Source organism: Micromonospora sp. NPDC003241 (assembly GCF_053589795.1).
The window spans coordinates 77,458-100,330 of record NZ_JBSFSO010000022.1 but is presented as its reverse complement, the minus strand read 5'-3'; the positions used below and the strand labels follow the sequence as shown (position 1 = coordinate 100,330).

The following is a 22,873-nucleotide window of genomic DNA, read 5'->3' as shown; positions in this document are numbered from 1 at the left end:
CAAGCTCTGGCTGACCGGCACCGGGCACATCGACCCGTTCGACTTCCGCCGCGCCGAGTGGGTGCGGACCCTGCACCGCTGGTTCGACTTCTGGTGCGCCGTCTCGGCGGATTCGGCCCGCTGGTCGGCGGCGGTGGCCCGGGCGGCGGACTCGGTCGCCTCGACGCGGGCGGTCTCCCGGTCGGCGGCGGCGGACTCGGCCGCCCGGCGGTCCCGTTCGGCGCGGGCGGCGGCGTCCTCGGCGGCCCGCACCGCCTCGTCCCGCTCCGCCTGCGCCGCCGCCACCTCGCCAGCGGTCTCCGCGCGGACCTGCGCCACCTGGCGCTGCACGCCGGACGGGGACAACTCGGCGTGCAGGGACTCGGTCAACGTCTCGACGATCTGGTCGAGCCGGTCCACCGCCTCCCAGGTGCGGGCCACCTGCCCGGGCAGGCCCGGGGCGTTGCGGTGACGCATCCGGTTGTTGCGGGAGGCCCGCTGGCAGGCGCCGTCGTTGTCCCGGCAGTACCGGAACGGGCGGCCCGCGCCGACGCGCTGCGGCACGTCGCGGCCGCAGTGGGCGCAGGGGCGGGTGTCGGCGGTGGGGGCGGGCTGGACGTCCATCGAACGGGCAGTCTAGTGAGCCGCGCCCGACCGCCCCGCCGGACCGTCACCGCACCGACGCCGGACCGCCGTAGGACGCCGTGTCGACCACCGGAGGGGCGGTGCTGTCCCGCACCGTCAGCCGGGGCTCCAGCAGCGTCGTCTCCGGCACCGGCTCCTCGGCCAGCTTGCGCATCAGCAGCGCCACCGCCTGCCGGCCGATCTCCTCGGCGGGCACCGGCACCGAGGTGAGCCGGGGACCGGCGTGCTCGGCGAACTGGTCCGGGCAGACCGCCACCATCGACACGTCGTGCGGCACCCGCCGTCCCAACCCGGCCAGCGCCGCCTGCACCGCACCGACGGCCGCCTCGTTCTGCACCACCAGGCCGGACAGGTCGGGATGCCGGGCGAACAGCTCCACCACCCGGCGGCGGACGTCGGTCGCGTTCTCCTCGCACGGCATCGTCACCGCCTCGACGCCGTGCCGGGCCGCCGCCTCCACCACACCCGCCCGGGTGCGGTGCGCGAACCCGGTGCCCCGGTCGTAGACGGCGGCTGGCGCGCCCAGCAGCGCCACCCGCCGGTGCCCGAGGCCGGCCAGGTGCTCCACGCACACCTGGCCGGCCCGGTGGAAGTCCAGGTCCACACAGCTCAGACCGGCGGTATCGGCGGGTACGCCGATCAGGACGCTGGGCCGACCCAACTCCCGCAGCAGCGGCACCCGTACGTCGTGCAGCTCCACGTCCATCACCAGCACCCCGTCGACCAGCGCCCCGGCGGCGACCCGACGCAGCCCCTCCGGGCCCTCGTCGGAGGTCACCAGCAGCACGTCGTGGTCGTGGCGGCGGGCCGAGGTCACCACCGCCGTGGCGAACTGCATCACCACCGGCACCTGGATGCCCGAGCGCAGCGGCAGCACCAGGGCGATCACGTTGGAGCGGCGGCTGGCCAGGGCCCGCGCCCCGGCGTTCGGGTGGTAGCCGAGCACCCGGATGCTGGCCAGCACCCGGTTACGGGTCAGCTCCGAGATGGCCCGCTTGCCGCTGAGCACGTACGACACGGTGCTCACCGCGACACCCGCGTGCCGGGCCACGTCGGCGATGGTGGGCTGACCCGACGCGACCCGACCGCGCCGGCTCACCGGGCCCCGCTCGCGCTGTGCAGCCGCGCCGTCCGGGTCGCCGTGTCACCGCGTACCGCCAGCGCGCCGACCAGCCGCACGTCGGTGGCGGAGCGGCCGACCAGCACGCTGTGGGTGGCGTCCTCCACCACGAGAGCGCCGCGATCGGCGTCCCACCAACCCAGCTCGCCGGTGTGCAGGCGCAGCGTGACGGTCCGGCTCTCCCCGGGGGCCAGGGTGATCCGGGCGAAGTCGCGCAGTTGCCGCAACGGCTGCTTGACCCGGGAACGGCGTTGCCGCGTGTAGAGCTGCACCACCTCCACACCGGGCCGCGACCCGCTGTTGGTGACGTCCACGCTCACCTCGACGGTGTCGCCGACCGTCGCGGTGTCGGTGCTCAGCCGCAGGTCGGCGTAGTCGAAGTCGGCGTAGGACAGGCCGTGCCCGAACGGGTACAGCGGCTCGCCCCGGAAGTACAGGTAGGTGGCGTCGGCGCCGATCACGTCGTAGTCGAGCAGGTCCGGCAGGTCGGCGGTGTCGGCGTACCAGGTCTGGGTGAGCCGGCCGGCCGGGTCGGCGTCGCCGAGCAGCACGTCGGCCAGGGCCCGGCCGTGTTCCTGACCGCCGTGGGCGGACCAGAGCACCGCCGGCAGATGCTGCTGCGCCCACCCGATCGCGTACGGGTAGCTGCTGGTCAGCACCAGCACCGTACGCGGATTGGCGGCGTGCACGGCACGCAGCATGGCCTCCTGCCGCGCGGGCAGGGCCAGGTCCACCCGGTCCTCGGTCTCGCGGCCGTTGACCATCGGGTGGTTGCCCAACGCCACCACCGCCACGTCGGCGTCGGCGGCCAGCGCGGCGGCCTCGGCCGCGCCGTCGATCACCAGGTCGATGCCGAAGGCGGTGGCGGCCTGCCGGTCGTCGCCGTCGACCCGCAGCCGCCCCTGGTCGTCGACGGTGACGTACCGGTCGGTGGCCAGGTGCCGCAGCAGCACGGTGCCGGCGGGCAGCGGATCGAACTGGAACGTCTCGCGCACCACCCAGCCGCCCGGACCGGGTCGGTCGTTGCGCAGGGCGCCGTCGTCGTCGACGCCGACGTGCCGGCCGTTGCCGACGGCCCGCAGCGCCACCGTGTCGCGTCCCCAGTCGAACACGTCGAACCGGGTGGCGTCGGCGCCGACGGTCAGCGGACCGCCGTCGGCGGTGTCCGGGCAGCCCACGTACCGGTCGCCGACGCGCAGCACGACGCGGTCGGTGCCCGGGTGCGTGGTGACCTGCGGCAGCCGCCCGGTCAGCCCCTGGACGGTGGTGACCGCGTACGGCAGGGTGCCGCTGTACCAGTCCTCGTAGACGGCGTCGGCCAGCGGACCGAGCACGGCGACCCGGGTACCGGCGGGCAGCGGCAGCAGGCCGGTGTTGCGCAGCAGCACCACGGAGTCGCGGGCGGCCTGCCGGGCCAGGTCACGGTGGGCCGGGCAGTCGACGACGTCGGCGGGAGTCGCGGCGTACGGGTCGTCGTGCGGCGGGTCCAGGTCCCCCAGGCGCAGCCGCACGGACAGGATGCGCCGCACCGCCCGGTCCACGTCGGACGCGGAGATCAGGCCCCGGTCGAGTGCCTCGGTCAACCACCGTCGGGTGGGGGCGCTGTCGGTGTGGTTCTCGGTGAAGCTGTCGATTCCGGCGCGCAGCGCGGCGGCGAACCCGTGGACGTGGTCGGGTGTCTGGCCCTGCACCTCGGTCAGGTTGCCGACCGCGCCCGCGTCACCGACCACCAGCAGCTCGTCCGACGTCCACCCGCGCAGTTCGCCGTCGATCAGTGGGCTCAGGTGCGCCGGCACCCCGTCGACCAGGTTGTACGACGCCATCGCGCCGAAGGCCGCACCGGCGGCGATCGGGGCGCGGAAGGCGGGCAGCTCGTACTCGTGCAGCACCCGGGGCGGCAGGTCGCTGGAGGTGGCGGCCCGGTCGGTCTCGTTGTTGTAGCCGAGGAAGTGCTTGACCGTGGGGGCGGTCCGCAGCCGCTCGGGATGGTCGCCGCACAGCCCCTGCGCGTACGCGGTGGCGAGTCGGCCGGTCAGCCACGGGTCCTCCGACCAGCCCTCCTCGTTGCGCCCCCAGCGCGGGTCGCGCAGCGGGTTGACCACGGGGGCCCAGACGTTGAGGCCGACGCGGTCCGGGTCGGCGTGGTTCTTGGCGCGTACCTCGGTGCCGACGGCCGCGCCGACGGCCCGGATCAGATCCGGGTCCCAACTGCTGGCCAGGCCGATGACCTGGGGGAACACGGTGGCCGGGCCGAGCCAGGCGACGCCGTGCAGCGCTTCGGTGCCGGTCTTGAACGCGGGCAGGCCGAGCCGGGGGACCGGGGCCTGCCACTGGTGCAGCAGGCCGATCTTCTCCGGCAGGGTGAGCCGGGCCAACAGGTCATCGATCCGGTCCCGGGATGCGGGCAGGGTGCGGTCGGTCATGGTGGATCGCCTTCCAGTGCCCGGCGCGCCGGAGGTCGAAGCGCTTCGACGGCGGATGGCCGAGCGGCATCGCAGGTGACGGTGGGGTAACGGTCGTCGGCCCCGGACGCAGGTGAAGCGCTTCGACGAACCGCGGAAAGCAAGCCGCCCCGGGTGCCCGAGCGGAGCGGCTCGCTTCGAGGTTGGCACCATCGACCGATCCGGTCAAGACTCGGGACACGGTGCCCAGGTCAGCGGGTCGGCAAGCGTCCCGCCTCGACGGCGGCCAGGGCCGCGGTGGCGCCGCCGAGCGCCGCGGCGGTGTCCAGGGTGGAGGCGTCGAGTCGTACGCCGCCGGGGGCGTGGGCCCGCGCGGCGAGTTCGGACCGGGCCGCCGGCAGCAGCCAGGGCGCCAGGGTGGCGAAGTGGTCGCCGAGCACCACCGCCTCCGGGTCGAGCAGGTCGGCCAGGACGGCCACGCCACGACCGAGGTGCCGGCCGGTCTCGGCCAGGCCGTTGCAGACCGTGGGGTCGTCCTGGCGGGCCAGCGCCACGATCCGGGTCAGCTCGGGCAGGTAGTCGGTGACCGGGCCGTCGGCCTCGACGTCGGGCAGCAGTCGGCGTACCACGGCGGGCAGCCCGACCAGCGTGGTCAGGCAGCCCCGGCCGCCGCAGTCGCAGGGCGGTCCGGCCGGGTCCACGGGCAGGTGGCCGATGCCGCCGGCGAAGCCGCGTCCGCCGCGCAGCAGTCGGCCGGCGGCGATGATGCCGGCGCCGACGGTGATGCCGCCGCTGAGGTGCACCAGGTCGGCGGTGCCGGCGTACGCGCCGTGGCGCTGTTCGGCCAGGGCCGCGAGGTTGGCGACGCTGTCCACGCCGACGGTGAAGGCCGGCTCCCGCAGGGCCGCGTGCAGGTCGGCGGCGACCGGCACGTCCCGCCAGCCGAGGGCGTCGGCGAGCGGGACCGTCCCGGCGGGGTCGACCAGCCCGGGCACCCCGACGGTGAGGCCGAGCATGGTGCGGCCCTGTGCGGTGACCCGGCCGATCGCGCGGCGGGCCAGGGCGGTCAGCGCGCGCAGGGTCTCGGCGGGGGAGACCGTGTCGGCGGCGAAGGCCCGTCGCCAGGTGAGCAGCCGGTTGCCGCCGAGGTCGATGGCGACCGCCACCAGTTCGTCGGCGCCGAGTTGCAGGCCGAGGGCGGCGTACGGTTCGCCGTCGAGTACCAGCATGGTGGCGGGGCGGCCGACGCGGTTCTCGGTGAGGCCGGTCTCGCGGACCAGCCGCTGGTCGATCAGCTCGGTGACGAGGCTGGAGACGGTGGCCTTGTTCAGGCCGGTGCGGGCGGCGATGTCGGCGCGCGAGCAGGGGGCGTGCAGTCGGACGTGCCGCAGGACCACCGCGCGGTTGGCGACCCGCACGTCACCGAGGTCGGTCGGCTGCGGTTCGTTCTGAATGCTGATCACGATCTGCCCGCTCCCTGCGCCGGTGTCGTGGCGCGCGCGTCCATCATCGCGTACCGCGGTGGCGGGACCGACCACGCCGTCCGGGCCGCCGGCACGCCCTGTCTTGTGGGACGGGATAGCCGTCGATTAGTTTGTTCGGCTAGAACCCCAACTAATCCTAGCCGGAGTCCTCCGCTCCGCAAACCGTTATCGACGACGAAGGGAGCGCGCCGTGACGCCTCTTACGCGCACATCCACCGACCGCCGGACCATGCTGCGGTTGGTCGGCCTCGGCGCCGCCGCGACCGTGGGCGGCGGCGCCCTGGCCGGTTGCAGCAAGGAAGCCGGGAGCCAGGGCAGCGCCACCAGCGCCGACGCCATCAAGGCGGTGCTGCCCACCTACCAGCGGGCCGAGTTGCTCAAGCCGGACATCCCCGGTGAGGGCCCGATCCCGGACGGCTACCTCAGCTACCCGCGCGAGCTCGTCGACGCGGTCACCGAGCAGCCCGGCCGGGGTGGCCCGCCGATCCAGACGATGAGCCCGTGGTGGGGCCCGACCCCGCCGCCGCTGGGCCGCAACTCCTACCTGGCCGCGGTCAACGGCAAGCTCGGCGTGGAGGTCAACCCGAGCCTGCAGGACGGCCTGACCTACGCCGACAAGCTCAACGCCATGCTCGGCGCCCGCGACGTGCCGGAGCTGCTGTCCGCGCCGAACTGGGAGGTGGACAAGGTCGCCCGGTTCTCGGACGCGGTCAAGGCGTTGTTCACCGACCTGACCGAGCACCTCCAGGGCGACAACGCGGCGAAGTACCCGTACCTGGCGGCGCTGCCCAGCGGCGCCTGGGAGTACTCGGTCTGGGCGGGCCGGCTCTACGCCGTGCCGTTCCCCACCGACGGCCCGTTCGCGTGGGCCATGTTCTATCGCAAGGACCTGCTCGGCGCCGCCGGCCTGGCCACTCCCACCAGCCCCGACGAGCTGTACGAGTTCGGCAAGAAGGCCACCGACCCGGCCAAGGGCGTGTGGGCCTTCGGCAGCGTCTTCGAGATGGTCCAGCAGTACTTCGGCTGCCACCAGACCTGGCGCAAGAAGCCCGACGGCGGCCTGCAGCACAAGTTCGAGGACCCGGCCTTCGAGGCGGCGCTGGCGTTCACCGCCCGGCTGTTCGCCGAGGGGCTGGTGCACCCGGACACGGTGGCCAGCAAGGGCGCCGACGAGAAGCAGTTGTTCAACTCCGGCAAGATCCTGATGTACCGCGACGGCCTCGGCGCCTGGCAGGGCATGCAGAGCGAACGGGTCAAGGAACTGCCCACCTTCGACATGCAGCCGCTGCCGGTCTTCGGCGCGCAGGGCGCCCAGCCGGTCATCTGGGGCAGCGAGAAGCCGATCTTCTACACCTTCCTCAAGAAGGACCTGCCCGCCGAGCGCGTCGACGAGCTGCTGCGGGTGCTCAACTGGTGTGCCGCCCCGTTCGGCAGCCGGGAGTTCGAGCTGCGCGAGTACGGCGTGGAGGGACAGCACTTCACCCGGGGCTCCGACGGCACGCCGACGCTGACCGAGCGGGGGCGTACCGAGCTGGGCGCGCAGTACACCCACATCGGCGGTCGGGTGCCGGTCAAGGTGCGCAGCGGTGACACGCCCAACTTCGTGCAGGACTACCTGGGCTACTACCGCAACAACATCGCCTCGATCGAGAAGGACCTGTTCGCCGGGATCAAGCTGGAACTGCCGGCGAACTGGTCGAAGATCATCCAGCCGACCGACGACAAGGTCCGCGACATCCTGCGCGGTCGACGCCCGGTCAGCGACCTGGCCCAGGTACGCAAGGAGTTCCTCGACACCGGCGGCGAGGAGGGCCGCGCGTTCCACGAGAAGGCGCTCGCCGACAACGGCCGATGAGCGCCCCCGGCACCGTCGAGGAGCGACCACCCACCGGGCGTACGCCGCCACCGCGGCGTCCCCGGCGCGGTGGGCGGCGCAGCCTGCGGGCCCGGCTGCGCCGCGACTGGCCGCTGCTGGCGATGGCCGCCCCGGCGGCGCTGCTGCTGCTGGTCTTCCACTACCTGCCCACGCTGGGCAACGTCATCGCCTTCCAGGACTACAACCCGTTCGTCGGCGACGACCCGCTGGACGCGTTCCTCAACAGCGAGTGGATCGGCTTCGGCAACTTCGAGGCACTCTTCCGCGACCCGCTGTTCTGGGACGCGGTCCGCAACACGCTGAGCATCACCGCCTTCCAGTTGGTGTTCTTCTTCCCGCTGCCGATCCTGCTGGCGCTCATCCTCAACAGCGTGGTCTCCGGGCGGCTGCGCGGCTTCGTGCAGAGCGTCGTCTATCTGCCGCACTTCTTCAGCTGGGTGCTGGTGGTGACGTTCTTCGTGCAGATGTTCGGCGGTGCCGGACTGCTCGCCCAGGAGATGCGCCAGGCCGGCATGCAGCCCTGGGAGATCATGACCAACCCGGACACGTTCATCGTGCTGGTCACCGCCGAGGCGGTCTGGAAGGACCTCGGGTGGGGCGCGATCGTCTTTTTGGCCGCGCTCTCCGCGATCGACCAGAACCTGTACGAGGCGGCGGCCGCCGACGGGGCCGGTCGGTGGCGGCGGCTGTGGCACATCACCCTGCCCGGCCTGCGTCCGGTGATCGTGCTGCTGCTCATCATGCGGCTCGGCGACGCGCTCTCGGTCGGCTTCGAGCAGTTCATCCTGCAACGTGAGGCGGTCGGCCGGGAGGCCGCCGAGGTGCTCGACACCTTCGTCTACTACCAGGCGATCAGTACCCAGCAGTGGGGACTCGGCGCCGCGGCGGGCCTGTTCAAGGCGGTGGTCGGCCTGGCGCTGATCATCACCGCGAACAAGGTCGCGCACCGGCTCGGCGAGCAGGGGGTGTACGCGAAATCATGACCGCGCAGCTCAGTGGTGCCGGGCCGGTGCCCGCGGCACCGACAACGGCGGGACCGCCCGCGCCACCGCCTCGGCGACGTCCCGCCGGTCGTCCGGTGTGGGCGGGCCGCCCCTCGACGTCCCTGACCATCGGCAAGGGGGTCGTGCTCACGCTGCTGGTCGCGGCGGTGCTGGTGCCGCTCTGGGCGGTGCTGGTCACCAGCCTCGCCTCGCGCGGCACCATCGACGACGCCGGCGGCATGGTGGTCATCCCCCGGGAGATCGACCCGTCGGCGTACATCACCATCTTCAGCGGCGGCGACGTCACCCAGGCGGTGTGGATCAGCACCCTGGTCACCGTGCTCGGCACCACGGTCAGCCTGCTGCTCACCGTGCTGGCCGCGTACGGGCTGTCCCGGCCGGGCTCGGTGGGCCACCGTGGGCTGCTGTTCTATTTCCTGCTGACGTTCCTGATCTTCCCGGGGCTGGTGCCGAGCTACCTGGTGGTGACCGGGCTGGGCCTCAAGGACAGCATCTGGTCGCTGATCCTGCCCAGCGCGATCAGCGTGTTCAACCTGGTGGTGATCCGCGCGTTCTTCATGAACGTACCGGCCGAACTGCTCGACAGCGCCCGCATCGACGGCGCGGGGGAACTGCGCATCCTCACCCGGATCGTGCTGCCGCTGTCCAAGGCGGTGATCGCGGTGGTCGGGCTCTTCTACGCCGTCGGCTACTGGAACGCGTACTTCAACGCCGTGCTCTACATCGACTCCAACGACAAGTTCCCGATCCAGCGGGTGTTGCAGAGCTACATCCTGGCCGGACAGTCACCGAACGTCTCCGGTGCGTCGGTGAGCCTGCCCGGGGTGACGGCGTACCCGCCGACGCTCGCGGTCAAGATGGCCGTGGTGATCGTGACGGTCATCCCCGCCGTGATCATCTATCCGTTCGTGCAGCGGCACTTCACCAAGGGTGTCATCACCGGTGCGGTGAAGGGCTGACCGGGCGCGGTGCGGCGTCGCCCGGCAGGGGCCGGACCCGGGTGGGTCCGGCCCCGTCCCGCGTGACGCCCGACTCCGTCCAGCCGGGCGCCACGCGCGACGGTCGGCCCTAGGCGGGGAACAACCCCGCGAAGGGCACGACGGTCACCGCCGCACCGTTGAGCAGTGACCGGGCCGGCAGGTCGGACTCGCCGACCCCGGCGAAGGCCAACCGCCCCACCAGCAGCGGCCCTCGCGTCCTGATCCGCAACTCGTCGCCGTCGCGGAACGCCTCGATGACGGTGTCGCCGTCGACGTCGTGCACCACCGTCCGTCCCTCGACGGCACCCCAACTGACCAGCGTGACGTCGCGGAACGGCCGGTCGCCGACGGTCGGGTGCGGCGCGACCAGCGGCAGCAGCGTGCCGTGGCGCACGAACAGCGGGGTGCGCGACAGCGGCACGGTGACCCGCAGGTGCCGCCCACCCGGGTGCCGCTCGCCGGTGGCCGCGTCGATCCAGTCGTCTCCGACCGGCAGATAGACGTCACGCTGCCCGGTCGGGTCCAGCACCGGCGCCACCAGCAGGTCGGTGCCGAGGCGGTACTGCAGGTCGGTGGTCCAGGCCGTCGGGTCCTGCGGCGTGTCGACCAGCAGGGCGCGCATCATCGGCACGCCGGTACGGGCGGCCTGCACCGCCGCCGACCACAGGTACGGCATGAGCCGGTACCGCAGCCGCAGCGCGGCCACCGCGAGCCGTTCGGTCTCGGCCGGGAAGTCCCAGGGCAACCGGCTGGTGGTGCCGTGCAGCCGCAGCAGCGGCGACAACGCCCCGAACTGCGACCAGCGGACGTACAGGTCCGGCTCCGGGGTGCCGTGGAAGCCTCCGGTGTCGTGGCTCCAGAACGGCACTCCGGACAGGCCGTGCGACAACCCGCCGCGCAGCGTGCTGGCCAGCGCCGGCCAGGTCGCGTTGACGTCGCCGCTCCACTGCGCGCTGTGCCGCTGCCCACCCAGGTACGACGAGCGCGCCCACACCGCCCGGTGACCCGCCACCTCCTCGGTGACCTGGGCGACCACGTCGTTGAAGAGCAGGCTGTAGACGTTGTGCAGCTCGACGCCGGTCATCCCGTTGTGGGCCACCGCGTCGGCCGGCACCCCCTCGGCGAAGTCGGTCTTGAACACCGCCACGCCCTGCTCCAGCAGCGGACGCAGCAGGCCGGTGAACCAGTCGACGGCGGCCGGGTTGGTCAGGTCCACGATGGCGCTGACCGGATAGCTGCCGTGCCACACGTCCGCGACGTACGTGCCGCCGTCCGGGCGGCGCAGGAAGTAGCCGGCCCGGTCCGCCTCGGCGTACAGCGGGCTGCCGGTCATCAGGTACGGGTTCATCCAGAGGCAGACCCGGAAGCCCTGCTCGCCGAGGGTCCGCAGCATGCCGGCCGGGTCGGGGAACGCCTCGGCATCCCAGCGCAGGTCCGACCAGTTCCCGGCGACCTGCCAGTAGCAGTCCAGGTGCAGCACGTCGCAGGGGATGTCGCGCTCCCGGATGCGCCGTGCCCGCTCCAGCACCTTCTCCTGGCTGTCCGGATAGAAGCCGGAGGAGATCCAGGCGCCGAACGCCCAGCGGGGCGGCAGGTACGGCCGACCGGTGAGCAGGTCGAACCGGTCCAGCACCTCGGCGGGGGTCGGCCCGGCCAGCACGTAGTAGTCCAGCAGGTCGTCGGGGGCCAGGATCTGGACCGTGCTGTGGGTGGACTGGCAGACGTCGAACTGCACCGGCAGGCCGCTGTCGACGAGCAGCCCGTAGCCCCGGTTGGACAGATAGAACGGCACGTTCTTGTGCGACCGGTCGGACTCGCTGCCGAAGGCGTCGAAGTTCCACATCAGCGCCCGCTGGCCGCGCTTGTCCAGCGGGGTGAACTTCTCTCCGAAGCCGACGAAGCGTTCGTCGCCGGGCGCGACGAAGCTCTCGTGCCAGGCGACGTGGACCCCGTCGACGGTGGAGCGGCCGAAAGGCAGCGTGCGCCGCCGGCCGCTGATGTCGACCGTCCCGGGGTCCTGTTCCAGCAGGACGGTGCCGTCGGGGCGCAGGAACCGGATCCGCCACGGGTCGAGCCGGATCTCGGCGACGACCGCTCCGGCGTCGACGCGTACCCACCGGTCGTCGGCGGTCACGGTGGCCGGCCGCGGCTGCGGGCGGACCAGCGTCACCGCGCGCGCCGAGCGGGTCCGGGCCTGGGGGTCCTCGGCGAGCCGGACCCGGATCACGCCGTCACCGGCGGCCTCCACCCGGACCACCGCCGTCACCCCGTCGGCCAGCGCCGCCTTGAAGGTGGCCCCGGAGGTGTCGCCGCCGACGAACTCGGCCCGGCCCACCACCGCGGTCCCACCCTCGCCGGGGGAGCGGGCGGGCAGGTCGGGCGGGTCGGCCACGAACGTCTCGTACGGCACCAACGGCGGTCGGTACGGCATCGGCTCTCCTCGACGAGGGTACGGCGGTGCGGATAGTTTCTTTAACTACCCAACGAACTGTCAACGAGGATCATCGATGTCGAAACTATCGGTGCCGTTGACATGGGCAAACCGCCTCCCTAGTTTGGACGGATCATCAACTAATCCGACGGATGGTGGGCGATGTGGCACGACGGTCGGCTCTGCTACGGCGGTGACTACAACCCGGAGCAGTGGTCGGCGGAGGTCTGGGCCGAGGACGTCGCGCTGATGCGCCGGGCCCGGGTCAACCTGGTCACCGTCGGCGTGTTCGCCTGGTCCCGCCTGGAGCCGGCCCCCGGCCGGTACACCTTCGACTGGCTCGACCAGGTCATCGACCTGCTGCACGACGGCGGCATCCGGGTAGCCCTGGCCACCCCCACCGCCTCCCCGCCACCCTGGTTCTCCCTCGCCCACCCGGGCGCGCTGCCGGTCACCGCGGACGGGGTCCGCCTGCACCACGGCAGCCGCGACACCTACTGCGCCGCCGCCCCCGCCTACCGCTCCGCCGCCCGCCGCATCACCGCCGCCCTCGCCGACCGGTACGCCCACCACCCGGCCGTGGCGCTGTGGCGGGTGCACAACGAGTACGGCACCACCTGCCACTGCGAGCACACCGCCCGGGCCTTCCGGCGCTGGCTGGCCGGGCGCTACGGCGACCTGGCCGCCCTCAACGACGCCTGGGTCACCGGCTTCTGGAGCCAGCACTACTCCGACTGGGCGCAGATCAGCACGCCCCGCGCCACCCAGTACCTGGGCAACCCCGGCCACCTGCTGGACTTCCGCCGCTTCTGGTCGGACACCCTGCTCGCCGCGTACGCCGAACAGCGGGACCTGCTGCGCCTCGCCGCCCCGCAGACCCCGATCACCACCAACTACGTGCTCGGCGACTGGGTGCCGGTCGACCACGCCCGCTGGGCCCGCGAGGTGGACCTGGTCGCCGTCGACCACTACCCGTCGGCCGTCGACGGCGGTGCCGAGGAGCAGACCGCGCTCGTCGGCGACCTGGCCCGAGGCTGGGCCCGACACGCCGCCGTCGACCGTGCTGCCCCGACGCCGCCCTGGTTGTTGATGGAGAGCGCCGCCCAGCAGATCCACACCACCGGGCGGTCGCACACCAAGGAGCCGGGACGGATGCTGCGGCACAGCCTCGCCCACGTGGCCCGTGGCTCGCAGGGCGCGATGTTCTTCCAGTGGCGGGCCTCCGCCGGCGGCGCCGAACGCTTCCACTCCGCCCTGGTGCCGCATGCCGGCCCGGACAGTCGGGCGTTCCGCGAGGCGGTCGACCTCGGCGCGGCGCTGGAGCGGCTCACCGAGGTACGCGGCCGGGTCGAGGCGTCCGTGGCGTTGGCCGTCGACGCCCCGAGCGCCTGGGCGCTGCGCCACCCGGGCCTGCCCTCCACCCGGCTGGACCACCAGCAGGAACTCGCCGCCGCCCACCGGGCCCTGTGGCAGGCCGGCCACGGCTGCGACACGGTCGTGCCCGGTGACCCCCTCGACGGGCACCGGCTGCTCGTCCTGCCCGCGCTCTATCTGATCGACGACGCCACCGCCGAGTGGATCGGCGAGTACGTCCACCGGGGTGGTCATCTGCTGGCCACGTACCTCAGCGGCACCGCCGACGAGTACGCCCGGGTCCGGCTCGGCGGCTACCCGGGTGCCCTGCGCGACGTGCTCGGCGTACGGGTGGAGGAGTTCCACCCGTACGCCGAGGGCGACCAGGTGCGCCTCGGCGACGGCGGCGCCGGTCGGCTCTGGGCCGAGACGGTCCACCTGACCGGGGCGGAGACGGTCACCGCGTACGTCGGAGGGGTGCTCGACGGGTCACCGGCGATCACCCGGCACCGCCACGGCACCGGCACCGCCTGGTACGTCTCCACCCGCCCCGACGACGCCACCTACCGCCGGCTGCTGGACACCGCCGCCCGCGCCGCCGGAGTCACCCCGGTCTGCCCGGGCGCACCCGCCGGGGTCGAGGCGGTCCGTCGCCTCGGTGACGGGGTGAGCTGGCTGTTCCTGCTCAACCACACCGACCGCGCGCAGCGCGTACCGGCCTGCGGCCGGGACCTGCTCACCGACGCCGAGGTCGACGAGGCGGTGACCCTGCCGCCCGGCGGGGTGGCCGTGCTGCGCGAGGCTGCCGGCGAGGGACCGACGACCTGATCGACGCGGGAGGGACGTCGACGGCCGGGGTGGGAGGTGCCTCCCCGCCCGGCGTCCGGATCGTCGTCGGAGCGGCCGGTCCGGTGGTTCGCGTTACCGTGGGGGAACGGGGAGGTGGAACGCGTGGACAGGATGTGGGAGGCGTCGGTCGAGGCGCAGATCCGCTCGGCGCAGGAACGCGGGGAGTTCGACGGCCTGCCCGGCGCGGGCAGGCCGATCCCGGGCCGGGGACTGCCCTACGACGAGTCCTGGTGGATCAAGAGCTTCATGGAGCGCGAGAAGCTCCCCACCGACCTGCTGCTGCCCACCCCGCTGCTGCTGCGCCGCCGCATCGAACGCCTACCGGACGAGGTCCGCGATCTGCCGACCGAGCAGGCCGTACGCTCCTGCGTCGCCGACCTGAACGCCGAGGTGATGGCCTGGCTGCGCAACCCGTCCGGCCCTCGGGTCGTGGTGCGCCCGGTCGACGCCGACGCCGTGGTGTCGACATGGCGTGCCGCGCGTCAGGCCGCCGCCCCGGCGTCGGCACCCGTCGTCGCCCCGAGGCCGCCCGCGCCCCGGTGGTCCTGGTTCCCGTTCCGCCGACGCCGCGCCGCCTGAGCGGTCCGGGTCGACCGGGGATGTCGTAGCCGGACAGTACGGTCGGTTCTCCGTCGGTATCCGGGAGGCAGCGATCGTGTTCGGTTACATCGGCTCCATGAGGACCAGGCCCGGCCACCGGGACGAGGTCGCGGCGATCCTGCTCGACGGTGTCGAGGGTCTGCGGGCGGCGGGGTGCCACCTCTACGTCGTCGGCGTCTCCGACACCGATCCGGACCTCGTGGTCGTCACCGAGGTCTGGCAGAGCCGCGAACACCACGCCCGCTCGCTCCAACTCCCGGAGACCAAGGCGGCGATCGCGCGGGCCATGCCCCTGCTCACCGGCGAGTTCACCGGTCAGGAGACGACCGTTCGGGGCGGTCTCGGTCTCTGACCCCTGCCGGTGTCCCCGATTCGGGTTGCGGCCCGCGCCACGACCCGGGCAAGCTTCCCGGATGTCCGCAGCCCACGCGTATCACGACCAGGCCGGTGACATCTTCGCGGCGCACGCCGCTGACAGTCCGCACAATGCCTACACGGACCGGCCGGCCATGCTGACGCTCGCCGGCGACGTCGCCGGTCTCCGGGTCCTGGACGCCGGCTGCGGTGGCGGCCACTATGCGGCCGAGTTGGTCGCCCGGGGGGCCGAGGTGGTGGCGGTGGACGGCAGCGCCACGCTGGTCGGGCGCGCCCGGGCCGTGCTCGGTGATCGCGCCGTAGTCCGACAGCACGACTTGGACGCCCCGCTGGAATTCGCGGCCGACGCGTCGTTCGACGGGGTCGTCTGCGCGCTGGTGCTGCATCACCTGACCAACCGGGCCCGGTTCCTCGGCGAGGTGCGGCGAGTGCTGCGGCCGGGCGGTTGGTTGCTGCTGTCGACGACACATCCGGCGTCGGACTGGAGGTACTACGGCGGATCGTACTTCGACGAGAGCTGGGTCGAGTTCCCGATGGCCGACGGGATCACCATGCGCTTGCAGCGGATGACCCTTGAGTCTCTGGTGACCGAGGTGCTCGACGCCGGGTTCGTGCTGGAGCAGCTGGTCGAGCCGAGGGCGGTCGAGACGCTGCGCGCTGTCGACCCGGAGCGCTACGAGCGGCTGACCGAGCGCCCGAGCTTCGTAGCCCTGCGTCTACGCCGCCCCTGACGACGCTCACGGCAGCAATCCCGGGGGAGCCTCGACGCGCTCTCGGCCATCTCTTCATCCAACCCAGGGCGGAGTGGCGAGTATTTATTGGATTACCGGTAACGCCAATCCAATAAATACTCGCCACAAAACGGACATAGCGGAGGTGCATCATAATGACTGTTAATGTGCGTAAGGACTTACGCTGGTGTAGTCGACGGACTTCGCCGCCTGGCCAGGGTTCTCGGGGCGTCAGGAGGGTGTCGGCCGGTACGTCGCGCGGGCTGCGGCGACCTCGGCGGCCTGGCGTTCGCGCCAGCGCTTCTGCGCCTCGCGGTTGCAGGTCCGGCAGACGCGTCGGAGGCGACCGGTCGCCGGCTCGATCTCCCGCTCGTGCCCGTTGCGGCACACCGGGGTCTGGCGGCGTTCTCGGCAGTTGTCCCCGTGGCGGAGTTGGCGCAGGTGCGTCGGCTCGATGCAGTCCGGCACTCCACAGTCGTGGTGGACCTCGAGGGTGGGGTCGTAATCGCCGACGAAGACCACGTACGCGGCGACGTGCGCCCAGGCCCGGCCCGCCAGCTTCTGGTACACGCCCCGCTGGCGACCGTAGCCCCGCACTACGAGGCACCCGTTGTCAGTTCGTGTCGAGCGGCTCAGCAGGTATGCCCGCAGCGTGTCCTCGGTGAAGTGTCGGGACAGGCCGGTGATCTGAGACAGCACCCGGCCAGGGTACGGCGGCGGTCACCAGCGGGGGACCGGCGAACGGTGGGCCGGGGTGTCAGCGGGAAGGCGACGGCACGCAGTAGACGTCGCCGGAGTTGGCCTCGTGCGGCAACTCCGTCAGGTACGCCGCCATCTCCTCGGCGGTGGCCCAGCGGCCGAGCTTCAGCTCCTTGTGGTCGCCGAGCGCGACGTCGAAGCCGCCGAAGCCGAGCGTGGTCAGCCGGTCCAGGCAGCGCAGTGCCACCTCGCGTTCGATCGTGGTGAACTCGAACGACAGCGCGGGCAGCGTCGCGCTCAGTCCGGCCAGCACGGCGTCCTCGAAGCCCTCCACATCGATCTTGGCGAAGGCCGGTGTGCCGTGCTCGGCGATGAGGGCGTCCACGGTGGTGACCGGGACCTCGATCTGGCCGTCCCAGGTCTGCCCCTCCCAGCCGCCGGCCCCGGCCGCCGCGCTGACGAAGTCGGTGGAGGCGGTGGAGACGGTCGGGTTGGCGGAGTTGACCAGGAAACCGATCCGGCCCGGTTGCGCCCCGCAGGCCGCCTCGACCAGGGTGACCTGGTCGTCGTCGGCGTAGATGGTGCGCAGCGCCCGCAGGCACAGGGGTTGCGGTTCGACCGCGACGACCCGGGCGCCGAGGCGGCGGAAGCTGCCGATGTGGTCGCCGACGTGGGAGCCGATGTCGAAGACCAGGTCACCGGGGCGGACGAAGCGGGCGTAGAAGGCGTCCATCGCCGCGTCCCGTCCGGGGTCGCCGTAGTAGACCTCCAGCGACCGGCGTAGCCCGGCGGTCGCCGGGTCGGCCTTGAGCGCCTCGACCGCAGCGGTGTGTGTACCCATCGCAGCACCCTAACCCGCCCGACCGGCCGAGGTGGCTCGGCTCGACGACGCCCGTCACTGGGTGTGAGCTCGGGCGCCGAGAAGTCGGGTCAGTCGGCGAAGAACGTGGTGAGGAGGGGACCGAGCACGGCCGGATCGGCCACGTGGCCCTCGACCGTGAGGGTGTGCCGCCGGGCGTCGGGCAGCGCGGCGGCGGCCGCGTCTGCCGCCGCGCCGAAGAAGTCGACGGGAAGTCCGGCCATCTGCGGGTCGACCGTGATGCCGGTCGTCAGGAGCACCGGCTGCCGCACCATCGCGAGGCGGTTCGCGGGTGGCAGGCCGTCGCCGAGGCATGCCGCGTCGTAGCGCAACGTCGGTGCCAGCGCGCGGAGCGCGGGCCAGACCGGGGCGGCTTGCGCGCCCGCGATGTCCTGCTCGGAGGAGCCGGCGAGCCGCATGAACAGCGTGAGCGCCTGATCGCGGTCGTCGGCGTCGAGCGCGGCCTCAAGCTCGCGCCGGTACGCCCGCCAGGCCGAGATCATCGCGTCGTCCACCTGGTACGGCACCTCGTGGACGGCGATCCGGTCGACCGGGAGTCCGGCGGCGGCCGCCTCGAACGCGAGTGCTCCTCCGCTCGACGCCCCGAACAGGTGCGCGCGGCCTCCGGCGGCGTCGATCACCGCCGCGAGATCCTCGACCTCCCGTTCGACGGCGTAGGGCCGGCCGTCGCCGCTGTCGCCTCGGCCACGGCGCCGGTAGTTCACGACGCTGAAGCCGGTGGTCAGGTGCTCGCCCAGCGGCCGGTTCTCCGTGCCGTCGTCCAGGCCGCCCCCGATGAGCACCAGCGCAGGCCCGTCGTCACTGAGCCGGTCGTAGCCGATCGACGTGCCGTCGGCTGAGGACACATGCGGCATTCGAACTCCTCTGATCAGCGTTACTCCTAAACTAGGAGTAGTTGGTGTCGAATGCAAGGTACGATCTGCGGATGCGGAGCTACCTGGACCTGTGCGGCATCGCCAGAGCGCTCGACGTGGTCGGTGAACGCTGGGCGCTGCTGGTGGTCCGTGAGCTGCTGTTCGGCCCCAAGCGGTTCACGGATCTGCACCGTGGACTGCCCGGCATGAGCCAGAACGTGCTGACCCAGCGACTGCGCGAGTTGGAGGGTTCCGGCGTCCTGGCGCGGCACCGCGCGCTGCCTCCGGCGACCGGGCTGATCTACGAGCTCACCGAGCGCGGTCGCGCACTCGAACCGGTCCTGCTGGCGCTGGGGGACTGGGGCAGTCGGCTGTCGCCGCAGCCGGACTCGGCCGAGGAGCTCAGCCCGGACGCCCTGATCGTGGCACTTCGCACCACCTTCGACGCCGCCGCGACGGGATCGGTACGCGGCACCGTCACGCTCCGGCTACCCGGCGACGCCTTCCTGCTCACCATCGGCCACGGCAGGCTGGCGGCGACCCGTGGGGACGTACCCGCCGATGCCACCCTGACCGCCACCGTGCGTACCGTGCAGGACCTCGTGTTCGACCGACGCGAGCTCGACGAGGCCGTCCAGAGCGGAGCCGCGCGCGCCGAGGGCGACCTGCGGCTGCTGCGCCGACTGCTGGCCGCCTTCGACGACCACCGCGAAGCACCGCAGGAGTTGACGACGCGCGACCGGCGCGCTAAATAAGAAGACAGAAAGTTGAGTCGCCGAGGCTCAACTACCACCGAGACCTTCGGCGCAGAGGAACCGAGGAGGCACGAGATGCTGATGCGCACCGACCCGTTCCGTGAGATCGACCGGCTCGCCGAGCAGTTCTTCGGCACCACCAGCCGCCCGGCGGTCATGCACATGGACGCCTACCGCGACGGCGACCACTTCTACGCCGCCTTCGACCTGCCGGGAGTAGACCCGGACAGCATCGACTTGACCGTCCAGCGCAACGTCCTGACCGTCCGGGCCGAGCGTCGCCGACCTGCCGGGGACACCGTCGAACTCGTCGCCGCCGAGCGCCCGATGGGCGTGTTCAGCCGGCAGCTCTTCCTCGGCGACACGCTCGACACGGACAGGCTGGAGGCCGGGTACGAGAACGGCGTGTTGACGCTGCGGATCCCGGTGGCCGAGCGGGCCAAGCCGCGCAAGGTCACCGTCAGCGCGACCGGCGACGGTCGGCGGCAGCTCAACGCCTGACGCCCGCGACGGCCGGGTGGGACGTCTTCCCGCCCGGCCGTGTGCCGCGACGGTCCGGGACGGCGGTGTGCGATCATGACGCGTCGGCGCGCCTGTTCGTCAACCTGAAACACGACTGAGAACATTTTTCACATGCGTTCGTCCGACACCCCGGCGTTGTACCGCCCGCCGGCCCATCCTGCCCTGCCCGGGGGGCCGATGGCCGTCACCGACGCGTGGCTGCGCAACCGGCGGTTGAGTGAGCACACCCGGGACGCGTACCGGCGGGACGTCGCCGGGTGGCTGAGCTGGTGCGACGCCCGCCACTTGGACCCGCTGCGGGCGAACTTCCTGCACGTCAACGAGTACGCGCGGACACTGGAGAACACCCTGGCGGCGCGTACCGGGAAGCCGCTGACCCCGGCGACCGTGGCCCGCAAGCTGTCCGCCATGTCCAGCTGGTACGACTTCCTGGTCAAGCTCCAGGCGGTGCACGCCAACCCGGTCTCCGACGCCGACCGGCCCCGGATCGACCGCGACCACTCGAGCACGGTGGGCCTGGCCCCCGACGAGGTGGACGCGCTGCTCGCCGCCGCCGAGACCGACACCGGGCCGACCGCGGCCCGCAACCGCGCCGCCGTCACCCTCCTGGCCGACCTGGGCCTGCGGGTCGGGGAACTGGTCTCCCTGGACGTCGCCGACCTCGGCGCCGAACGGGGACACCGCAGCGTGCGCTTCACCGGAAAGGGCGGCAAGTCCCGCCGCCGGGCCCTCACCCCCTCGACCGCGTACGCGGTGGACGCCTACCTGACCCAGCGCGCCGCCGAGCAGGGCGTGGCGGCGCACCAGCTCACCGGGGCACTGCTGGTCACCGCCAGCGGCGCCCGACTGGACCGGCACTCGGTGTTCCGGCTGATCCGGCGACTCGCCCGGGACGCGGGCATCCCGGCCTGGGCGCGACTGTCGCCGCACTCGCTGCGGCACGCCTTCGCCACCACCGCCCGCGCCGAGGGCGTACCGCTGGAGGACGTGCAGGACGCGATGGGGCACGCCGATCCGCGCACCACCCGACGCTACGACCGCGACCGGCACAACCTCGACCGCGATCCCGCGTACGCCATCTGGGCCGCCCGGGCCCGCCGCCGGAACTGACCCGGCACCGGACGGCTTTCCGCCCGCCGACGCGCCCGATTCTCTACGGTCGGATGGTGTGGGCGAGGCGCAGCCGTGGAGCAGGCCGGCCCGGCGACGCCACCCGATGCGGGTCGGGCTCGTCTTCGCCGGCGCCGGCGTGGCCCTGTGCTGCATCGGCGTCGCCGGTCTCGGCGCCTGGAACGTGCAGGTCGTGACCCAGGCCGCCGGCCCGGTGCGGGAGACCGCCGAGGGGTTCCTGCGCGAGGTGACCACGGGCGACACCGACAGCGCGTACGAGCGGCTCTGCGCCGACTCGCGCAGCCGGTGGAGCGAGCTGGGCTTCACCAGTTGGGTCCGCACCCCGCCGATCGTGCGCGACTACGAGATCGTCGACGTGTCGGTGGCCACCGACCGGGGCAAGCCGCACGGCACGGTCACCGTCCGGCTGACCCGCGACAGCGGCGCCACCGAGCAGCGTGAGTTGTCGGTGGTGCGGGAGGACGGGTGGCGGGTCTGCGGCGACCCGTACTGATCACACGCCGACCGGCTCGGCCGACTCGACCAGCCGGCCGTCGCGCAGCACCAGCACCCGGTCGGCCATCTCCACCAGCGTCGGGTCGTGCGTGGCCACCAGCGCGGTCATCCCGCGCGCGTGCACCAGCGCCCGCAGCAGGTCCATCACCGCCCGGCCGGTCTCCGAGTCCAACTGGCCGGTGGGTTCGTCGGCGATCAGCAGCTCGGGATCGTTGGCCAGCGCGCGGGCGATCGCCACCCGCTGCTGCTGCCCACCGGACATCTCGTACGGGCGCTGCGCGGCCTGCCCGCCCAGCCCGACCAGTTCCAGCAGCACCGACACCCGTTCCTCGCGCTGCGCGGCCGGCGTCTTCGCCAGCCGCATCGGCACCCCGACGTTCTCGGCGGCGGAGAGGATCGGGATCAGCCCGAAGGACTGGAAGACGAAACCGACGGTGTCCCGGCGCAGCCGCAGCAACTCCTGCTCACCGGCGGCGGTCACCTCCCGACCGGCCACCCACACCCGGCCCGCCGTGGGCCGGTCCAGCCCGCCGATCAGATTCAGCAACGTGGTCTTGCCGGCACCCGAGCGCCCCCGCACCGCGACCAGCTCACCGCGACCGGCCCGCAACGACACGTCCCGCACCGCGTGGACCACCCGGTCGCCGCTGCCGTAGTCGCGGCACAACCCCTCGACCCGTACCAGGTCCTCGCTCACGTCGCGTCCCTCCCGTCGCCTGCGCGGACCTGCACGTGGTCCGGTTCCAGGGTCAGCTTCACCCGGTCCTTGAGCGCCAACGCGTCGACGAATCCGGCGGGCAACTGCATCCGCCCGGCCCGGTCCAGCACCGCGTACTCCTCGGTGACCAGTTCCTCGACGCCGTCGGCGCCGATGCGCGCGGTGCGGTGCACCTCCGAGGCGGTGCGTCCGTCGCGGATCGCGACGGTCCGGCGGACCTGCGTGGCGACCTGCGGGTCGTGCGTGACCACCACCACCGTGACGCCCAGCTCGGCGTTGATGGTGCGCAGCGCCCCGAACACCTCCGCCGCCGTCGCCTCGTCCAGCTCACCGGTCGGCTCGTCGGCGAAGAGGACCTCCGGGTCGTTGGCGACCGCCACCGCGACCGCGCACCGCTGCTGCTCACCGCCGCTCATCTGTCCCGGCCGGCGGTCTGCGCAGTAGCCGACGCCGACCATGTCCAGCAGCTCCGCCGCGCGTCGCCGACCGGCCCGGCCACCCCGACCGGCCAGCCGCATCGGCAGCTGGACGTTCTCCCGCGCCGACAGGTACGGCAGCAGGTTGCGGCTGGTCTGCTGCCACACGAACCCGACGGTGTGCCGCCGGTAGCGCAGCCGTTTGCGGGCCGACATGGTCAACAGGTCGTAGCCGGCAACCCGGGCGATCCCGGCGGTCGGCGTGTCCAGCCCGGACAGGATGTTGAGCACCGTGGACTTGCCGGACCCGGAGGCGCCCACGATCGCCACCAGCTCGCCCCGGTCCACGACCAGGTCGAGCCCCTGCAACGCGACGACCTCCACCCCCTCGCTGGTGAAGATCCGCACCAGGCCGTCACAGACGATGTGGCCACGCAACCGCTCGGCGCCACCGGCGCGCGCGGCGGCACGCTCCGCCGCCCGCCGCTGCAACGTCGCCAGATCCGGTACGTCCTCCATCAGGGTCATGCCGGCCCTCCGCTCCGCTGCGCGCCGCCATGAGACACCGGTCCAT

Annotated in this window: 20 protein-coding genes and 1 pseudogene; 11 read left to right on the top strand and 10 right to left on the bottom strand. The window is 72.7% G+C overall.

Features of this window, described 5'->3' with window-relative positions; genetic code table 11:
- From ACWDVW_RS18960 to ACWDVW_RS18945, 4 genes and pseudogenes are all read right to left on the bottom strand, one after another.
- Nucleotides 1-603: pseudogene (locus ACWDVW_RS18960) on the bottom strand (hypothetical protein); the annotation flags it as partial.
- A 46-nt stretch (nt 604-649) separates the two neighbouring features.
- Nucleotides 650-1,723: a LacI family DNA-binding transcriptional regulator gene (locus tag ACWDVW_RS18955; RefSeq protein WP_449950433.1), complete on the bottom strand. Its 1,074-nt coding sequence runs from the start codon at nt 1,721-1,723 to the stop codon at nt 650-652.
- Complete coding sequence (locus tag ACWDVW_RS18950; protein ID WP_449950430.1) at nt 1,720-4,167, bottom strand: beta-glucosidase; 2,448 nt, start codon at nt 4,165-4,167, stop codon at nt 1,720-1,722. The genes ACWDVW_RS18955 and ACWDVW_RS18950 overlap by 4 nt, the downstream gene beginning before the upstream one ends.
- Before the next feature lie 230 nt (nt 4,168-4,397).
- Nucleotides 4,398-5,609, bottom strand: a complete 1,212-nt coding sequence (locus tag ACWDVW_RS18945) for an ROK family transcriptional regulator (protein WP_449950427.1) — start codon at nt 5,607-5,609, stop codon at nt 4,398-4,400.
- A 211-nt stretch (nt 5,610-5,820) separates the two neighbouring features.
- Here ACWDVW_RS18945 and ACWDVW_RS18940 point away from each other — a divergent pair, with 211 nt between their 5' ends.
- Genes ACWDVW_RS18940 through ACWDVW_RS18930 form a run of 3 tightly spaced genes read left to right on the top strand, consistent with a single transcriptional unit; the run spans nt 5,821 to nt 9,469 of the window.
- Nucleotides 5,821-7,485: an extracellular solute-binding protein gene (locus ACWDVW_RS18940; protein WP_449950424.1), complete on the top strand. Its 1,665-nt coding sequence runs from the start codon at nt 5,821-5,823 to the stop codon at nt 7,483-7,485.
- The gene (locus ACWDVW_RS18935; RefSeq protein ID WP_396745900.1) at nt 7,482-8,489 is read left to right on the top strand and encodes an ABC transporter permease; all 1,008 of its coding nucleotides are present in this window, start codon (nt 7,482-7,484) and stop codon (nt 8,487-8,489) included. Before ACWDVW_RS18940 ends, ACWDVW_RS18935 begins: the two co-directional genes overlap by 4 nt.
- Nucleotides 8,486-9,469, top strand: coding sequence for a carbohydrate ABC transporter permease (locus ACWDVW_RS18930; RefSeq protein WP_449950421.1), 984 nt, complete (start codon nt 8,486-8,488; stop codon nt 9,467-9,469). The genes ACWDVW_RS18935 and ACWDVW_RS18930 overlap by 4 nt, the downstream gene beginning before the upstream one ends.
- A 109-nt stretch (nt 9,470-9,578) precedes the next feature.
- Here the strand turns inward: ACWDVW_RS18930 and ACWDVW_RS18925 are convergent, their stop codons facing one another.
- The gene (locus ACWDVW_RS18925) at nt 9,579-11,921 is read right to left on the bottom strand and encodes a TIM-barrel domain-containing protein (RefSeq protein ID WP_449950418.1); all 2,343 of its coding nucleotides are present in this window, start codon (nt 11,919-11,921) and stop codon (nt 9,579-9,581) included.
- Between the two features lie 162 nt (nt 11,922-12,083).
- Between ACWDVW_RS18925 and ACWDVW_RS18920 the strand changes: the two genes are divergently transcribed.
- From ACWDVW_RS18920 to ACWDVW_RS18905, 4 genes are all read left to right on the top strand, one after another.
- Complete coding sequence (locus tag ACWDVW_RS18920) at nt 12,084-14,102, top strand: beta-galactosidase (RefSeq protein WP_449950415.1); 2,019 nt, start codon at nt 12,084-12,086, stop codon at nt 14,100-14,102.
- Nucleotides 14,103-14,234: 132 nt separating this feature from the next.
- The gene (locus ACWDVW_RS18915; protein ID WP_449950450.1) at nt 14,235-14,702 is read left to right on the top strand and encodes a DnaJ family domain-containing protein; all 468 of its coding nucleotides are present in this window, start codon (nt 14,235-14,237) and stop codon (nt 14,700-14,702) included.
- Nucleotides 14,703-14,799: 97 nt separating this feature from the next.
- Nucleotides 14,800-15,075 carry a putative quinol monooxygenase gene (locus tag ACWDVW_RS18910; RefSeq protein WP_449950412.1) on the top strand — a complete coding sequence of 92 codons (276 nt, stop codon included), beginning with the start codon at nt 14,800-14,802 and terminating at the stop codon, nt 15,073-15,075.
- A 61-nt stretch (nt 15,076-15,136) separates the two neighbouring features.
- Nucleotides 15,137-15,829 carry a class I SAM-dependent methyltransferase gene (locus ACWDVW_RS18905; protein WP_449950409.1) on the top strand — a complete coding sequence of 231 codons (693 nt, stop codon included), beginning with the start codon at nt 15,137-15,139 and terminating at the stop codon, nt 15,827-15,829.
- A 231-nt stretch (nt 15,830-16,060) separates the two neighbouring features.
- On the opposite strand, the gene ACWDVW_RS18900 is transcribed toward ACWDVW_RS18905, so the two are convergent.
- The 3 genes from ACWDVW_RS18900 to ACWDVW_RS18890 all read right to left on the bottom strand — a co-directional run bounded on the left by ACWDVW_RS18900 (nt 16,061) and on the right by ACWDVW_RS18890 (nt 18,262).
- Nucleotides 16,061-16,528, bottom strand: a complete 468-nt coding sequence (locus ACWDVW_RS18900; RefSeq protein ID WP_449950407.1) for an HNH endonuclease — start codon at nt 16,526-16,528, stop codon at nt 16,061-16,063.
- Nucleotides 16,529-16,586: 58 nt separating this feature from the next.
- Nucleotides 16,587-17,369, bottom strand: coding sequence for an FkbM family methyltransferase (locus ACWDVW_RS18895; RefSeq protein WP_449950404.1), 783 nt, complete (start codon nt 17,367-17,369; stop codon nt 16,587-16,589).
- A gap of 89 nt (nt 17,370-17,458) precedes the next feature.
- Nucleotides 17,459-18,262, bottom strand: coding sequence for an alpha/beta fold hydrolase (locus ACWDVW_RS18890; protein WP_449950401.1), 804 nt, complete (start codon nt 18,260-18,262; stop codon nt 17,459-17,461).
- A 71-nt stretch (nt 18,263-18,333) separates the two neighbouring features.
- Here ACWDVW_RS18890 and ACWDVW_RS18885 point away from each other — a divergent pair, with 71 nt between their 5' ends.
- The 4 genes from ACWDVW_RS18885 to ACWDVW_RS18870 all read left to right on the top strand — a co-directional run bounded on the left by ACWDVW_RS18885 (nt 18,334) and on the right by ACWDVW_RS18870 (nt 21,163).
- The gene (locus ACWDVW_RS18885; protein ID WP_449950399.1) at nt 18,334-19,017 is read left to right on the top strand and encodes a winged helix-turn-helix transcriptional regulator; all 684 of its coding nucleotides are present in this window, start codon (nt 18,334-18,336) and stop codon (nt 19,015-19,017) included.
- Between the two features lie 75 nt (nt 19,018-19,092).
- Entirely contained in the window at nt 19,093-19,518 is a 426-nt protein-coding gene (locus ACWDVW_RS18880) for an Hsp20/alpha crystallin family protein (protein ID WP_449950396.1), read from the top strand.
- 132 nt (nt 19,519-19,650) lie between these two features.
- Nucleotides 19,651-20,649 carry a tyrosine-type recombinase/integrase gene (locus ACWDVW_RS18875; protein WP_449950393.1) on the top strand — a complete coding sequence of 333 codons (999 nt, stop codon included), beginning with the start codon at nt 19,651-19,653 and terminating at the stop codon, nt 20,647-20,649.
- A 106-nt stretch (nt 20,650-20,755) separates the two neighbouring features.
- On the top strand, nt 20,756-21,163 hold the full coding sequence (locus tag ACWDVW_RS18870; protein ID WP_350694927.1) for an Rv0361 family membrane protein: 408 nt from the start codon (nt 20,756-20,758) through the stop codon (nt 21,161-21,163).
- On the opposite strand, the gene ACWDVW_RS18865 is transcribed toward ACWDVW_RS18870, so the two are convergent.
- Both ACWDVW_RS18865 and ACWDVW_RS18860 read right to left on the bottom strand, forming a co-directional pair.
- Nucleotides 21,164-21,862 (bottom strand): ABC transporter ATP-binding protein, encoded by a 699-nt coding sequence (locus tag ACWDVW_RS18865; RefSeq protein WP_396745936.1) that lies wholly within the window; start codon nt 21,860-21,862, stop codon nt 21,164-21,166.
- A complete protein-coding gene (locus ACWDVW_RS18860) occupies nt 21,859-22,827 on the bottom strand; it encodes an ABC transporter ATP-binding protein (RefSeq protein ID WP_449950390.1) in 969 nt (322 codons plus the stop codon). Before ACWDVW_RS18860 ends, ACWDVW_RS18865 begins: the two co-directional genes overlap by 4 nt.
- Nucleotides 22,828-22,873: the final 46 nt, after the last annotated feature.

Bases quoted from the DNA above. Each gene is read 5' to 3' on its own strand.
- ACWDVW_RS18950 (WP_449950430.1), bottom strand. From the start codon at position 4,167: ATGACCGACCGCACCCTGCCCGCATCCCGGGACCGGATCGATGACCTG.
- ACWDVW_RS18935 (WP_396745900.1), top strand. From the start codon at position 7,482: ATGAGCGCCCCCGGCACCGTCGAGGAGCGACCACCCACCGGGCGTACG.
- ACWDVW_RS18930 (WP_449950421.1), top strand. From the start codon at position 8,486: ATGACCGCGCAGCTCAGTGGTGCCGGGCCGGTGCCCGCGGCACCGACA.
- ACWDVW_RS18925 (WP_449950418.1), bottom strand. From the start codon at position 11,921: ATGCCGTACCGACCGCCGTTGGTGCCGTACGAGACGTTCGTGGCCGAC.
- ACWDVW_RS18920 (WP_449950415.1), top strand. From the start codon at position 12,084: ATGTGGCACGACGGTCGGCTCTGCTACGGCGGTGACTACAACCCGGAG.
- ACWDVW_RS18915 (WP_449950450.1), top strand. From the start codon at position 14,235: ATGTGGGAGGCGTCGGTCGAGGCGCAGATCCGCTCGGCGCAGGAACGC.
- ACWDVW_RS18910 (WP_449950412.1), top strand. From the start codon at position 14,800: ATGAGGACCAGGCCCGGCCACCGGGACGAGGTCGCGGCGATCCTGCTC.
- ACWDVW_RS18905 (WP_449950409.1), top strand. From the start codon at position 15,137: ATGTCCGCAGCCCACGCGTATCACGACCAGGCCGGTGACATCTTCGCG.
- ACWDVW_RS18895 (WP_449950404.1), bottom strand. From the start codon at position 17,369: ATGGGTACACACACCGCTGCGGTCGAGGCGCTCAAGGCCGACCCGGCG.
- ACWDVW_RS18890 (WP_449950401.1), bottom strand. From the start codon at position 18,262: ATGCCGCATGTGTCCTCAGCCGACGGCACGTCGATCGGCTACGACCGG.
- ACWDVW_RS18885 (WP_449950399.1), top strand. From the start codon at position 18,334: ATGCGGAGCTACCTGGACCTGTGCGGCATCGCCAGAGCGCTCGACGTG.
- ACWDVW_RS18880 (WP_449950396.1), top strand. From the start codon at position 19,093: ATGCTGATGCGCACCGACCCGTTCCGTGAGATCGACCGGCTCGCCGAG.
- ACWDVW_RS18875 (WP_449950393.1), top strand. From the start codon at position 19,651: ATGCGTTCGTCCGACACCCCGGCGTTGTACCGCCCGCCGGCCCATCCT.
- ACWDVW_RS18870 (WP_350694927.1), top strand. From the start codon at position 20,756: ATGCGGGTCGGGCTCGTCTTCGCCGGCGCCGGCGTGGCCCTGTGCTGC.
- ACWDVW_RS18860 (WP_449950390.1), bottom strand. From the start codon at position 22,827: ATGACCCTGATGGAGGACGTACCGGATCTGGCGACGTTGCAGCGGCGG.